Annotated in this window: 14 protein-coding genes and 1 pseudogene; 4 read left to right on the top strand and 11 right to left on the bottom strand. The window is 45.9% G+C overall.

Features of this window, described 5'->3' with window-relative positions:
- Window positions 1-170 precede the first annotated feature (170 nt).
- Window positions 171-401: a DNA polymerase III subunit theta gene (locus tag K6K13_RS11485; protein WP_222160890.1), complete on the bottom strand. Its 231-nt coding sequence runs from the start codon at window positions 399-401 to the stop codon at window positions 171-173.
- 364 nt (window positions 402-765) lie between these two features.
- Between K6K13_RS11485 and ftnA the strand changes: the two genes are divergently transcribed.
- Window positions 766-1,272: a non-heme ferritin gene (gene ftnA / locus K6K13_RS11480; protein ID WP_222160889.1), complete on the top strand. Its 507-nt coding sequence runs from the start codon at window positions 766-768 to the stop codon at window positions 1,270-1,272.
- A gap of 45 nt (window positions 1,273-1,317) precedes the next feature.
- Here the strand turns inward: ftnA and K6K13_RS23235 are convergent, their stop codons facing one another.
- The 3 genes and pseudogenes from K6K13_RS23235 to K6K13_RS11470 form a co-directional block, all read right to left on the bottom strand.
- Complete coding sequence (locus K6K13_RS23235) at window positions 1,318-1,497, bottom strand: GDFGVC terminal motif YodC-like protein (RefSeq protein ID WP_252120479.1); 180 nt, start codon at window positions 1,495-1,497, stop codon at window positions 1,318-1,320.
- Window positions 1,498-1,523: 26 nt separating this feature from the next.
- On the bottom strand, window positions 1,524-2,549 hold the full coding sequence (locus tag K6K13_RS11475) for a YrzE family protein (RefSeq protein ID WP_222160888.1): 1,026 nt from the start codon (window positions 2,547-2,549) through the stop codon (window positions 1,524-1,526).
- Window positions 2,550-2,810: 261 nt separating this feature from the next.
- Window positions 2,811-3,550 (bottom strand): annotated as a pseudogene (locus K6K13_RS11470) (IS5 family transposase).
- 477 nt (window positions 3,551-4,027) lie between these two features.
- On the opposite strand from K6K13_RS11470, the gene K6K13_RS11465 reads away from it, so the two are divergent.
- Window positions 4,028-4,408 (top strand): DUF4354 family protein, encoded by a 381-nt coding sequence (locus tag K6K13_RS11465; protein WP_222160887.1) that lies wholly within the window; start codon window positions 4,028-4,030, stop codon window positions 4,406-4,408.
- A gap of 75 nt (window positions 4,409-4,483) precedes the next feature.
- Here the strand turns inward: K6K13_RS11465 and K6K13_RS11460 are convergent, their stop codons facing one another.
- The 3 genes from K6K13_RS11460 to K6K13_RS11450 form a co-directional block, all read right to left on the bottom strand.
- Window positions 4,484-5,692: a leucine-rich repeat domain-containing protein gene (locus tag K6K13_RS11460; protein ID WP_222160886.1), complete on the bottom strand. Its 1,209-nt coding sequence runs from the start codon at window positions 5,690-5,692 to the stop codon at window positions 4,484-4,486.
- Between the two features lie 1,203 nt (window positions 5,693-6,895).
- The gene (locus K6K13_RS11455) at window positions 6,896-7,975 is read right to left on the bottom strand and encodes an MrcB family domain-containing protein (protein ID WP_222160885.1); all 1,080 of its coding nucleotides are present in this window, start codon (window positions 7,973-7,975) and stop codon (window positions 6,896-6,898) included.
- Between the two features lie 942 nt (window positions 7,976-8,917).
- Window positions 8,918-9,262, bottom strand: a complete 345-nt coding sequence (locus K6K13_RS11450) for a YebY family protein (RefSeq protein WP_222160884.1) — start codon at window positions 9,260-9,262, stop codon at window positions 8,918-8,920.
- A gap of 217 nt (window positions 9,263-9,479) precedes the next feature.
- On the opposite strand from K6K13_RS11450, the gene K6K13_RS11445 reads away from it, so the two are divergent.
- The gene (locus K6K13_RS11445; RefSeq protein WP_222160883.1) at window positions 9,480-10,169 is read left to right on the top strand and encodes a DJ-1/PfpI family protein; all 690 of its coding nucleotides are present in this window, start codon (window positions 9,480-9,482) and stop codon (window positions 10,167-10,169) included.
- Window positions 10,170-10,216: 47 nt separating this feature from the next.
- On the opposite strand, the gene K6K13_RS11440 is transcribed toward K6K13_RS11445, so the two are convergent.
- Both K6K13_RS11440 and K6K13_RS11435 read right to left on the bottom strand, forming a co-directional pair.
- The gene (locus K6K13_RS11440) at window positions 10,217-10,390 is read right to left on the bottom strand and encodes a hypothetical protein (protein WP_222160882.1); all 174 of its coding nucleotides are present in this window, start codon (window positions 10,388-10,390) and stop codon (window positions 10,217-10,219) included.
- Window positions 10,391-10,558: 168 nt separating this feature from the next.
- Window positions 10,559-10,894 (bottom strand): hypothetical protein, encoded by a 336-nt coding sequence (locus tag K6K13_RS11435; RefSeq protein WP_222160881.1) that lies wholly within the window; start codon window positions 10,892-10,894, stop codon window positions 10,559-10,561.
- Window positions 10,895-11,290: 396 nt separating this feature from the next.
- Here K6K13_RS11435 and K6K13_RS11430 point away from each other — a divergent pair, with 396 nt between their 5' ends.
- Window positions 11,291-12,355 (top strand): malate/lactate/ureidoglycolate dehydrogenase, encoded by a 1,065-nt coding sequence (locus K6K13_RS11430; RefSeq protein ID WP_222160880.1) that lies wholly within the window; start codon window positions 11,291-11,293, stop codon window positions 12,353-12,355.
- Between the two features lie 39 nt (window positions 12,356-12,394).
- Here the strand turns inward: K6K13_RS11430 and K6K13_RS11425 are convergent, their stop codons facing one another.
- Window positions 12,395-12,586 (bottom strand): YdfD/YebW family protein, encoded by a 192-nt coding sequence (locus K6K13_RS11425; RefSeq protein WP_222160879.1) that lies wholly within the window; start codon window positions 12,584-12,586, stop codon window positions 12,395-12,397.
- A 74-nt stretch (window positions 12,587-12,660) separates the two neighbouring features.
- Complete coding sequence (gene rsmF / locus K6K13_RS11420; RefSeq protein WP_222160878.1) at window positions 12,661-14,139, bottom strand: 16S rRNA (cytosine(1407)-C(5))-methyltransferase RsmF; 1,479 nt, start codon at window positions 14,137-14,139, stop codon at window positions 12,661-12,663.
- Window positions 14,140-14,141: the final 2 nt, after the last annotated feature.

Below are 14,141 nucleotides of genomic sequence, written 5' to 3'. Positions count from 1 at the left end.
CCGTTTTTCTGCTGCGGTTTTCAACGGTTTTTTCTTGCTGTTTTTTTTGCTGTCCATGCCTTTACTCATTTGATTTGCCTCTCTCGGTAAAAGGTGGTTTGCCTTACCATTAACCGCCTGTTGGGCATAACATGCAAGCGAAAAAAGTGCTTTGGACAGCAGATTTCAGGCTATTTTGCCTTGGGTTCGTAGGGGAGGCGAGAGAACTGCAACGAGCGTTGGCGGTAGAATGCGATGCGTTCACGAAAATAGTCACGCAGATGCTCGGGCTGCTCCCTCTCAACCACTTCAGGAATGACCGGCATGTTGTAGCGTTCCTTGAACGCCACGCCAGAGGCTGCGAGATCAACATTCACTTTATCCATCTCTTGCGCAGCAAGGTTAGCCAGATTATACGCCATTGTTCTTATCCTCAGGGCCGCCGGTGAGCGCGCATCATAGCATTTTTTTCCTGGCGGACATACGCGGGTATTGCTTCATAACCTGATGCTAAAAAAGAATGATTATTCTTTAGGTTATTAAATCGATGAGGCGGTTTTTATAAATATCCAGCAGTACGTTAAAATTAAATAAAAACCATTCTCAAATAAATGGCGTTAATAATCATTTCATGAAATTGAAAATCGTTATCATTTAATGTATTTTATTGATTTATTGCGATTTATTTTTTATGTTAATTATTTTGATAATAAAATGTTTTTTATTTTTTAACAGCAAGGCATAATGGAACAAATTGACTCACCTGCCAATCAGAGGGAATAAAAGATGCTTAAAAAAGAGATGATTCAACAATTAAACGATCAGCTAAACTTGGAATTCTATTCTGCTAATTTGTACCTGCAAATGAGCGCATGGTGTGGTGATAAAGGGTTTGAAGGCGCGTCAGCATTCCTGAAAACACATTCTCAAGAAGAGATGGAGCATATGCAACGGCTCTTCAATTATCTGGATGACACCGGCAGCATGCCCGTACTGGGGGCTATCGCCGCGCCACCGGTCGATTTCGCATCCCTGGCTGACGTGTTTGAGCAAACCTATGAGCATGAGCAATTAATTACACGGAAAATCAATGAACTGACTCATGCAGCAATGACACAGCAGGATTATTCAACATTCAACTTCCTGCAATGGTATGTGGCTGAACAACATGAAGAAGAGAAATTGTTTAAGTCCATTCTCGACAAGTTGGCATTGGTGAGTCCCGCGCAAGGGGGGCTGTTCTTTATCGATCAAGACCTGAAGAAAATGACGACTGCAACGACGCAACAGTAATGCTTTATTACATCCCCTTCAGGTCAAGCCTGAAGGGGATGTGTATTAACACACGCCGAAATCGCCTTCCTCGCGGTAAAACGAGACGCTATCAACGCTTATTTCTACTTCTTTCTCAATAGGATCGTCAATTCTCGCACAGTAAAGCCTATCGTCCTCTACGCTAAGAACCCGCATGCGTGGCCCACCCGTTTTACTTTGAACGATATCCCCAGGATTAAACATCGCAGCCACCTCTTGCCTGACTCATACTACACATGACGTTTACTCTTCGCGCCCCAGGCACCGGCAAGAGTACTGATTACGGCACCGATCAGCAGTGCGAAAAAGAACCATAACGCCGCTTTTGCCGCTGCTTTTGACATCTGATCAGCTTGTTCAACCGCCTGCTTTTTCCAGTCCTCATAACGCTGCTGAGCCTGCTGTATATTTTGCTGTGCTTCGCTGAGGCGCTCGCTCACTTCTTTCACCATGCGATCGCGAGTACTGATAATGTTTTCGACCGCCCGGTCTGCTTCAACGGGAGTCAGGTCGGTGTTTTGCGCTAACGCCCGCTTGATATCATCGCGGTTAATGCCGGCCGCAATCGTCTTACTCCGTTGCGCAAGTTTCTCGGTTAATTGGGCTGCAACCTGTTCACTCGATTCTGTACCCACTGCCATGCGGCGCGCAGCCAGCATGATATCCTGTTTAGCACCTTGCAATTGCCGTTTGAGATAATCAGGTTGTAATGTGGGAATGCCCGATTTCACGAGCGCATTTTCTACTTCACTCTGCAAGCCATCACTTGAAAGGTGCGTATCAAGCATGATCTCCTCAAACCAATTTTGCCCTGCATCCCCCACACGAGAAAGTCCGTTGCCCAGAGCTTCACCACCGCTGGAAATCATCGAGCCTGTGGCTGATGCGATTGAGCCAAGCGCACTTCCCGCTGTTTTTATTGAGGAACTCACCAGCATGGCACCCAACACAGAAGCGACCAGTAACGCGCTAGCCCAATTTAAGAAGCCGTGAATCATGCCATCGTAACCCGCCAATCGGCCAGCGATAAACGATCCCGCGAATAAACTAATAACAATGGAGAACACGGTCCATAGGCCGACAGCCATTCCCACGCCATTTACCGGATCGTCTGACTTCGGCTCGACCATTGCGAAACCTAGGCTGCTGCCCAGGGTAGATAATAATATAGACACGGCCATCACCGTCACTATACCTGCAATGATACTGCCCCATGATATTGTTTTAATATCTTTCGCTTCATATGCAACGCTCATGTTTTCTCCAGCTTATTGATGACGTTTTATGGATAAATATCAACGAGTATAGGTGAGGAGCAATGAAGGCTAATGGTTAGGATTGAAATATGAAACTTGAACATAAAAAGATAATTAGTTGTTATTTGGATTAATAGATAGCTATGTATGGCTAGTGTTGGTATTACCCCAATTTATTCATTAATTGTTATTTTATTTTCAGTATCATTTAGCTATCTTGTCTGGTAAGAAAAGAGCAGTGATGTTAGGGGCTGTTGACAATTAACACAGCCAGACGAATGCAGCAGCGAGCGCAACGAATGATGCGAAGCGTTTTGAGAGTTTGTCGAAGCGTGTAGCTACGCGTCGAAATTGCTTGATACGGCAAAAGAAACGTTCGATCAAATTGCGTGAAGCGTAAAGATGTTTGTCCAGTGGGCGTTGCTCACGGCGATTCTCTTTGCTGGGGATGACAGCCTGAATGCCTACCGACTCCAGATATTGTAGAATCACATTCGTATCGTAGGCTTTGTCTGCAGCCAAGCTTGAAGGTTTCAATTCACCAAGTAAAGGCAATGCTTCTCTGGTGTCGCTCTTTTGACCACCAGTCAAACTAAAACGGGCAAGCATGCCCAGCCCATCAACCAGAGCGTGAATCTTGGTTGTCAATCCCCCGCGAGAACGACCAATCGACTGGTCACCGTTTTTTTGGGAGCGCCCGCTGCATGCTGATGAACCCGTACGATAGTGCTGTCGATGAAGATTTCCTCGAAATCGGCATCGCCCGCAAGTTCAGCAAAAACGGAATGCCATATTTCTGCCCGTGACCATCTGGCAAAGCGTTTGTACACACAGTTCCAGAGTCCGAAATCGGGTGGTAAATCTCTCCATGGGCTTCCAGTTCGGGCGATCCATAAAACCGCTTCGACAAAAAGCCGATTATCTGCTGCTGTTCGTCCCGGATCCGAATCCTTTCCCGGCAAAAACGGGCTAATCCGTTCGTATTGGTCATCACTGAGCATCAATCTTGGCATTCTGCTTTTCCAAAAAAGACAGAATGTAAACAGATTCTTTTACAAAAAAACAGGTTCTTGGCGATGATTGTCAACAGGCCTAGCTAAATGATAAATAAAAACCTGCGTTGGCGAATGAAATGGAATGGGAAGTGCACAACCACTTGGTCAAAGCTAAAGCCAATCGGCATCAAAAGATCGGTGATAGCCTGGTTAAACATGGGGCGAAGGCGGTAGTGCCCTGAGCGTAAACTGACGCGCTACGTTAAGCCCAGGTCGCCCAGATTACGATTGTAAGACTGAACCCGCACCCGTAAGCTTTTCTATTTTTCCTTAATAATTAACCCATTAGATTCTAAAACCTACTTCTTCAAAGAGTAAAACATCCCTTTAATAATGGTTTAGGTTAGCTGATGTACTATTTCAATAGGCTGTATCTTGTATATATACAGTAACCAAGGCTAAAACCTACTGAAAGGAATGGATATGAAAGTTTCGATGATCGTTGCCACTATGGCTCTGGCTGGTTTTAGTTTTACTGCAAATGCGTCGACGCCGGATAATATAGCGGTATACGCTACAGCACAATCTAACGGCTCAATCTCTGTTGGAAGCAAAATGGCTTACACCAAAAGTTTCGAGGTGGCAGTGGTTAAGCTATCTGGTGATGACGTCAATTTGTCTACGCTGTGTTTAAAGGCGTACTCTCCTGATAATAAAGCGTTCAGGCTTGATACAGTGGATGAGGCATTGACCACCGGTATCTTGAAAGAGGGCAAGCCTGTCAAAGGCATTGCCATGTTTGCCTCTGAAAATGCTGCTGTGCTCGATGCCGCTGTTGTGAAAATAACTGACGATTGTAAATAACCTGGGAAGGTGGTTGTGTAATAATCGCACTTAACTACCCCCCATCTTGTTATTACAAGTGGGGGGAGCTAATATTTACGTTTTAATATTAGGGCCATTATAGTATTCACTTGCTTGCAAATTGATTATTTTTGATTTTTCTTTTGCAGATAACTTGTTATTCTTTAAGTCAATTTCCATTCTATCACTCAAATTGGATATTTTTCCTGAAATTGCTGCGATATTATTGTTGTTTAATTTTAAATGAGTAATGGTTTGTGGTAAGTTATCGGGGAAGATTTCTATTTTATTAAAACTAAAATCTGTAATGCGAATGTCTTTTGGCAATTTGTCAGGAATGCAAGTCAAGTTATTACTGCTTGATTGAAGGTTGTCAAGGGCGTGGGGTAACTTGTCAGGGAGTTTGTTTAATTTGTTATGATGAACCATCAGAAAATCGATGGAGTCTGGTAACTTGTCGGGCAGAGTGGTTAGTTTGTTATGGCTTACGTCAAAAATCTCAAGGGAGTCGGGTAACTCATTGGTAAGAAACGTTAATTCGTTATGGCTTATGTCTAAAACTTTAATTGAATCGGGTAATTTTCTGGGCAAAGCAGTTAATTTGTTATGACTAACATTTAAAGATCTGATGGAATTCGGCAAGTCATCGGGTAATTCAGTTACTATATTATTGCTTATGTCTAAAAATTCTATAAAATTAGGCGAATGGCTTGGTATTGTGTCTAGTCTGTTACTTTTTAATTTTAAACCCATAAGAGAGTCTGGTAGATTCCTGATTGTACCCTCCAACTGGTTGTTTTCAACGTCGATAATTAGAATGGATGAAGGTAAATTTTCAGGTAATCTTTTTAGACGATTATGTGATAGGAATACCTTAGATAAACTTTCAGGTAAGTTTTTAGGGAGAGTGATTAATTTGTTATTTTTGGCATCTATAACTTGAAGATTTTCTGGTAAGCATTCAGTCAGTGTATGAAGTTGGTTTCTACTAATATCCAAAGTCTTAACCTGTTTGGGAAAAATGCCAGGTAATGTGCTTAAGTTCAACATGCTCAAATCAAGGGAATCAGTTTTCCTTTCCAGAGCATCTCGCATTCTTCCCACTGCAACGTCGCGTTGTTCACCCATACCCTGTGAAGAGTTTTTTTCCCATTCAGACCAAATCTTATAATATTCCCATGCGCTTTGCTCTGATGTTGTAGCCTGCGAAGAAATAGCTATCGCTGGCGTTGTATTCATCAACGATTTTGAGTTTATAACACCCTCATTTTTAATAGTAAGCATGTTAACTATCCGATTAATTAGTTTGTACAATGCTCTCTTAAAGAAAGGGAGTAGGGATATCAAATAATAGGAATTACGGTGAAATGTGTAAAGATGCCAGAGTGTGAGGGACCTAAATTGAAGATGATAGATAATACTATTTACTGAAACCTCTTTTCTCATGCAGGAGATTATTGTCGTTAGGCGTTATGACAAGCGTGTTCTGGCTAAAGATCGCTATGTGAATTTACTCTGAATACAGAATTTAGGGCGGATTTCGAATATTTGCAGCGGGGAGTCAATAAAATACTATACAATCAAATAATTAAAAAATTGAATACGATTACTTTAGGCGGGTAAATATGACTAATGGATTGATTCTAAATCATAAATCTTACGCTAAAAACACGCAGCAATACCCTCGTTAGCATTGTTTTAAAATCATATTGATGCGCATTTTTCGGCAGCTGAGGTGCTGATTTAGGGCGTTGAGCTCAGTGCATTGTCCACTCTTTTTCCCGGCTGGCGAGACACTTGTCAGTCATTTTCATCGACTTGTGGCCCAGCAATTTGGGGGTGAATTCGTTTCCATACCCTTTTTTATGAAGCCTCCCCGATAGGATGCGGGTCTTATGAACGGTTGGCGCTCTCCCGGCCTTGCTGCTACCCGCCCCAGAAGATACTCTCCTTGACTGGCAATCCCCAAAGACTCCGAAGCTCTCATGCTTGAGCTGTTTCACTGGGTGAATCAAATCCTTCTGACCACTAGGGAGGCTATGTCCCAAAACTCGGTGTTAGTCCGATAATTGCCGTCATTTGGTGTATTTACTATTAATGCAGCGGTAAACCATAACAGCAAGTGAAATTCAGGTATCATAATCGTGATATTACCAAAACTATTTTAGAAACTATGAAAGCATTCATTCAACCATTTTTATAATGGGGGGGAGCTATGTATGTATATGTATATGGGATTCACACTGGCAGATACGTCAATTTTGGTTAATGAAAAGCATCAGTGAAACTATATCTTTCTAAAAAAGTAGCAGCATGCGTCTCTGTGGTAAAATCGTGTGTTTAGTTGATTCATGCTGATGGTTGGTGAATGTGATATGACGAGATTATTGCACCAACCTCTAGATGTTTAAACTAAGGAAGTCGAGAAATTTCTAGCGCCCAGCATGAATACATGAATGATACAGTGCCCTTATGGGCACTGCTGTATTACTTGTAAAAGGAAAGTAATGTATCAAGAGATATTTCAAGTTCTCTGTCTGCTAATGCATCGCTTCGTTCGCCATAGAATTTTTCAATTAATGGTTTTTTGTCATTGATTGTACCATGATGCAATATTTTATGACATACAGGACATAATGATATGATGTTTTCTACGACATCCAATGAATATTCAAAATTATATTGCTCTGATAATGGAATGAAATGATGGGCTTCAACATAATTTTGATTGCTAATTTTTGATTTAAAATATTTGTGGTTAGAGTCATATTCACAAAAGAATTTTGCTTTCTTAATGGCGGATGACGCCACTTTGATATCTCTTGGATAAACATTTACACTTCCAGCGATTCTATATTTTGCCTTTTTATTCTCCTGGTTTTCATCTTGTTTGCAATCATCAGCCAAAGAAGCCAAGCCTAATGCATATAAGTCAAATAGTTCTTCTGAAGATGACAATAATGATTTTGAAAATAACCTAAATAAATTGTCATAGCTTGACAATAAGACATTTAGATTAGCTCTAAACTCTTGCAACGATGGTAGCGCTCCTTTCTTGTAGCGAAAACTTTGTATGGCAGCCTTTTCATAGCCAGTACCAGGAAATTTACGAGCCTTAAGATCAATTTCTCCATAAATTGCTTTTTTATCATATGTCAAATAGGGAGAAACATTTTTTGATATTAAACTAAGAAATTGTAGTGCCTTTTTTGGCCCGCCACATACCTTCGCTGCGTCTATTGCTCCTTGATTTAGTGATAGATAACATTCCTGCATATCATAAGAAAATAATAATGCTATATAATATCCAGACTGAGGTGTGTTTGTTATCATTTTATTCAGGACGCAAACCCAAGGTATGTCTGTGACAATAGCTTGCCCTATAGAAGGCTTAAATATAAATTCTTCTAAACGGCCGCTAAGGTTATTTTTAAACTCATCAGGGATTAGCTGGAATATCGCGTTGGAGCTTTTGTATTTATTGTTGAAATGTTTTATGTCTATCTTATGGTTATTTACTTTTGCCAATTCGAGATAATCATCAAAAACATCACTTAAAAACTTCATAGCATCCCTCTGTTTTTTATGGCGTGTTTTAAAAATGCTCGCATGTATAGTCATTCATATGTTGACTAATTTGCCATGAATAATCATAAAAATCAATAAAATAACAGAAGTTAGAAACATAATTTTTCTTTAGGGAGTTATGTCACGAAGAGAGCTGGCTGTCGTATGGAAAATAATTAATGCAAATTTTGATAGTAATGCTTATCCAGGGTATACCCAAATTGTCTGCAATGCAGGAGCAAGTAGTTTGATATTCTTCCCTCAAACCGGGTGGAGGGAATGAAAACTAAGTTCGGATTGCTTTTGGGTTTTTCGCTGCTTCACTCAAGTGTATCTGTAAGCGCACCCGTTTTAGTTCCATGCACTTTTGAAATTTCCGAGGGTCAATCATAAGCCGGTACTCTTCCTGCCTCAGGTTATTCAGGGACTCATGGCGCTCGCAACGAAATAGAGGGATAAGCTGATGGTGGCCCGATGGCTATCCCGCGCGACACCTTCCTATCAGTGCGCGCACAGATGCTAGAACGTGAGGAGGTTAAACCGGAGGTGATGCTAAGTAATTTTTATTGTAATACTGTAGCAATCTAAACTAGGAGCGATCGGACAAGAAATAATAAAAACCACATATACACCGGATACAAAATTTATGGCCAATTTAGGGTGAAATGGAGTAAAGTTATATAAAATCAATGCATTAAAAAAAGACCGAATACGATTCCTGTATTCGGTCTAGGGAAATGGCTCTTGGGAGAGAGCCTTGCGCTAAAAGTTGGCATTTGTGCAAGCTGAATCAGCCTTGCCCTTTAAAGCGTAGCCAACTTCTCACTGATTACCAGTGTTGCAGCGGAGTTCGTTTCATAACTGGAACAGCTTTCACACCTCAAGGTAACGCGCCATTATCCATGCATTAACATGTGGCTGAAATGTAGTCAGTTTTTTAAATCACCCTGCGGCACAAAGCTGTTCACCGCGTTCGATAAACGGCTGTAAATCTTTCTTCTTGCCCGGTTCAGTGGGGTCGTCCAGCCAGATCACATCGATCGGTTGCCCGCTAACCTGACCGTTTTTCATTTGCGCCTGTGCGGCCGCGTTAAGTGGGTACTGCATCAGCGTCCCAGTGTTCAACGCAAAAACAGCCTTACCCGGGCGGCAAATTAACTGGACTTCTTCACGAGTAAACGCCCAACGTTCGCCATATTGTTGGCGGCTTAACGTCACCAACTGGGCGGCGGCAATGGCATCAGCACCAAGCGTGGCAAGGGTTAGCGCTAAAATGATCTTTTTCATCGTGGTATCTCTGTGCTGAGCTGATAACCTGGCAAAATTACCTATCGTTAATCAGCGAGTTACATAAATGAATCTGAACGCGATCATAAGGGCTGCGCGCAGTGAAGTCGAGTCATGGATACCATCGATGTGGTTCTCATCGTTGATATTCTGATTGAATCCCTGATAAAAACCTGCGCATGCTAAGCAATATCACCTAATCACAAAGGACGTTGTCATGGCTGATTCTCCCGCACTCTCCATCGGTTTTCTCCTTTTTCCCGGCGTAACCCAATTAGATTTGACCTGGCCTTACGAGGTATTCGTGCGGGCGCCGGGTGCACAGGTGCACTTGATTTGGAAAGATCTTGCGCCGGTTAACGCCGATCGGGGTCTGGCTATTTTGCCTACGGTTACCCTCGCTGAGTGCCCTGCGCTAGACGTTATCTGTGTGCCGGGTGGGCCCGGACAGATTGATCTGATGGACGATGATGAGGTCTTGGACTTCCTGCGTCAAAAAGCGAAGGAAGTTAAACTGGTTACTTCGGTCTGCACGGGATCGCTGGTATTAGGGGCCGCGGGCTTACTGCAAGGCTATAAGGCAACCACCCACTGGGGGTCGCTCGATCAATTGGCGTTGCTGGGGGCTCAACCGGTTGAGGAGCGCGTTGTGCACGATGGAAACCGCATTAGTGGTGCAGGCGTGACCTCAGGGATCGATTTCGCACTGACCGTGGTAGCAGGACTGTACGGTGATGCGGTTGCACAGGAGATTCAGTTACAATTGGAGTACGACCCCGCGCCGCCGTTCAACGCAGGTTCGCCGCGATCGGCTGCGCCGGAACTGCTTCAGGCCGTGCGTCTCAAGCAAGCCTCGTTTGTTGAAAAGCGCAGGCAGGCGACGCAACGTGCTGCGGCAAAATTATAGATCTTTCACATCAGGGCGGCAAAGCGCCCTGATGTTCACCCCATCAACTACCCGCGCCCACCGTGTCCGCCATAGCCAGGGCCGCCTCCACCGCCACCTGGACCCATTGGCCCTTGCATTGGGCCACCGCCGCCATGTCCGCCACCGGGACCCGGCCATATGCATCCGCTTAAGGATGTGGTGATGACAATCGCCATTAATACGCAGAGCATTTTTTTCATGATTCACCTCTCAGTAGACGGGGGGATTTTGCGTGGCGGTCATATAAAGCGGAATAGGGATAAGGCGGATTTTCGATTTTTTAACGCTTGGTAAATATCTGGATACGTCTCACCAGACATCAGAGCATTCTACGCGAAGAGGGGCGATGCCATCATTACCGTTCGCGGTTATTGGCACTGGTAGATGGTGTACTCGTTTTTTTTCGGATCGATAATGCAGAATCGGTTACCGGAGAGACGCTTTGCCAGATAGCCCTCTTTGGTGACAGCGGAAGGCACATAGCGTGAGCTGTCGGCCGAGTGTAACAGACCGCTTTCAATGCGTTGTTTGGGCATCAGCACGCTAAACGCCACGGTGTTATCGACAATCATGGCTGATGTCTTGCCAACCGGATGACCCGGCAGCGTTTTCACTTCACCCAGACAGTTCATGCCTTGTGGCGAGGAGCAACCCGCTATAAGCAACAGCAGGAGATATAAGGGTATTACAGCGCGGTAGTTCATGGCGATCCTTGAATGATCACGGCGTACTCTTCCTATTATAGCGCAGTCAGGTACGGGGCTGAGGGCGCGAATCGTGCTGCTAACAATAGACCAGGGTTTTGATCTTGATTAACGCAATAGTGCGTCAGGCGCGATGAGGCATTTAATCCCTGCGCTTTCAGCGGTAGGATAATGAGGCAAACACAATAATCATCTTTACCCGTCATACTTCACATTGCAGATGCGTTGGTTGCGTTCGCTCACCCGAATCACTTACTTGTGTAAGCTCATCGGGATTCACGCACTTGCCGCCTGCCTGCAACTCGAATTATTTAGGGTATATAACTCCCTCTTTTTCATGATATTAGAAAATCTGATATCTGGAGGCGGAAGGGAAACAATCAAGGAAATTGTCCTATGTTAATCTCCGAGCGTCAGCTTCGAGACGTTACTCATCTTTTATTGCAAAAGGCAGGCTCACAGGCTGATGAGGCGCGCTGTGTTTCCGATCATCTGGTGAATGCCAATCTCAAAGGTCATGATAGTCACGGCGTCGGAATGTTGCCGCACTATGTGGCATTTATCGCCAAAGGGATCATGCATCCTAATACGCCGGTGCGTTTGTTGCGTGACGGGGGAGCGGTATTGCAGTTCATCGGCGATCGTGGTTTTGGTCAGCGCACCGGCAAAGAAGCGATGGAGCAGGCGATTGCCAGAGCAAAAACCACCGGCGTGTGCCTGATGACACTGGCCTCCGCATGCCACCTTGGACGGATTGGCACCTACGGTGAAATGGCGGCCGAGGCGGGGATGGTGGCGATTCATTTTGTCAACGTGAACGATTTGGATCCGATTGTGGCACCCTGGTGCGGCCGTGAGGCGCGTTTTGGCACCAACCCCATCTGCATTGCGTTTCCTAAAAGTGAACATAATCCACCGTTTGTGCTCGATTTTGCCACCAGCATCGTGGCGTTGGGCAAAACGCGTGTGGCCTATTTGGCGGGCAAGACGTTTGATGAAGAGGTGATGCTCGATAGTCAGGGCGTTTCTACCAACGATCCCAAAGTGATGTGGGAAGATGAAAAACAGGGCGCGCTGAAACCCATTGCACGCCATAAAGGCGGCGGCTTGGTGCTGGCGGCAGAGATGCTGGCAGGGCTGCTTTCCGGCGGCGGTACAATCCAGCCGGATAATGAGCGTAAAGGGGCGATCATGAATAATATGACCACGATCGTTATCGACCCGGCGGCAATGGTATCGATGGACTGGCTGCAAAAAGAGTATGACGCCATGCTGGACTATGTGCGGACCTGTCCGGCGGCGGATGCTGAACATCCGGTGCTGATTGCTGGTGAGCCAGAACGTATTGCCTGTGCACAACGTCAGGCTAACGGGATAACGCTGTCCGATCAGGAGTGGGCTAATATCGTTGCTGCGGGCGTGTCTTTAGGGATGACAGAACAGGAGTTTGCTGTCGTCTGATGCCTGCATTATGGCGCGTATGCCTGATGTGCATACGCGTCAAAACTCGGCGCGTTCATGGGCCGGGATCCAATAGCCGTCGATAAAATCCTCTATCGGAAAACATCCCGCCCGTCGTAAACGTTGCTCATCCATCGCACTCAGGCACTGCGCTTCGTTGAGATAAGCATCAATGACCAGATTTTCGCAGCCGTGGCCGAGATAACAGATAAAGACAACCAGTGCGTACATAGGCGTTTACCCTCCCAGTCAGTAGCAGTAGCTCTAGCGAGAGTGTAGATGAAAATGAGGCACTGGGCGTTAAACTACCCCTGTTTACCGTGCTGCGGACAGGCACCATCACGCACCAGTTCGCGCGGAAGATTGTTTTTTATACGGCTGCCGATGCGTTTGGTTAATCCGATCGGTGTGTGCTGATAGGTAAGCACCATCTCATCGCCGGTAGGGAGTTCGTCGGGATAACTGTCGCGCCCCTGATACCATTCACAAACCAGCGCGTCGCTAAGTGCGTAAGCGTGCGGTGCCTGTGCATCTGCCAGCGCGACGATGGCTTCGTGCTGCCAGCGAAAACCTTTGGCATAGCGTTCCGCCAGTTTGATACCAATGCGCGAGAAGCGTATCTTGCCAAACAGCGCACTGAGTGCGGTGGGAAACAGCCAGATTTCATTGTCACGCTGCCAGAGTTGCTGCTGCTCTGGATCCCAGACCAGGCCTGCCTGATTGGCAGAAAGCGTCACCGCGTCTTTATCTTTACCTGCTACTAGCGTGAAGGGAAACTTACCCACGTTAAAACGCGGTGTGGGTAATGGGGGGATGGTCGCGGTTTTGCGCAACCGCGCGACAAAGAAACCTTCACTGTCGTAAATTTGCGGGAACACGTGGAGATATCCCTTCTCAGTCAGCGCATCTTCTGCGCCGGGGAAGAGGTCACCTAACGCTTCAATCGCACAGGCCTGCGGGAAGGTATCGAGCAGTTGCTGACACACCTGCTGGTTTTCCTGGGCGTTGAGCGTACAGGTTGAGTAAATGAGTACACCGCCAGGTTTTAACGCATGAAACGCGCTGACGATCAGCGCTTTCTGGGTTTGTGCCAACTCCGCCGTACTTTCCGGGGACCAGTGGCGCATGGCATCCGGGTCTTTGCGTACCACGCCTTCGCCGGAACACGGCGCATCAAGCAGAATGGCGTCGAACGTCTCAGGCAGGGCCGCGCCGAACACGCGGCCATCAAAATGCGTTAGCGCGCTGTTGTCTACGCCGCAGCGGCTGATGTTGGCATGCAGCACCTTGACCCGGCTGGCCGAATATTCGTTAGCGACGATCCCGCCGTTATTGCCGAGACGTGCGGCAATTTGTGTGGTTTTCGATCCCGGTGCTGCGGCCACGTCCAGCACCAATGGCGATGGGGTTGCCTCACGCGATAATAACGCGCTTTCCTGCGCGTAAAACAATGCGCTGACCGGCAGCATTGAGCTGGATTCCTGCAAATAAAACAGCCCACTTAAATGGGCAACCGTGTTGCCCAATCGCAGTTGTGTTTCATCCGGGCTGACCACCCAAAATCCTTCTTTACACCAGGGGATTGACGCCAATTGCCAGCCCCAATCCGCCGCCAGTGACAAAAAGTCATCCACGCTAATCTTCAACGTGTTGACGCGCAGACTGCGCCTTAATGGACGCTGGCAGGCAGCAATGAATTCATCAAGGGACAGATGCGCGGGCATGATGTCTTGAATCGCCTCAAGAAACGCGGAGGGCAAAGAAGGAGAGAGGGGTTTCACCACGG

The organism is Symbiopectobacterium purcellii (genome assembly GCF_019797845.1).
Lineage (GTDB): Bacteria > Pseudomonadota > Gammaproteobacteria > Enterobacterales > Enterobacteriaceae > Symbiopectobacterium > Symbiopectobacterium purcellii.
Note: the sequence above shows the minus strand (reverse complement) of the source record. Positions and strands in the feature narration are given on the sequence as shown.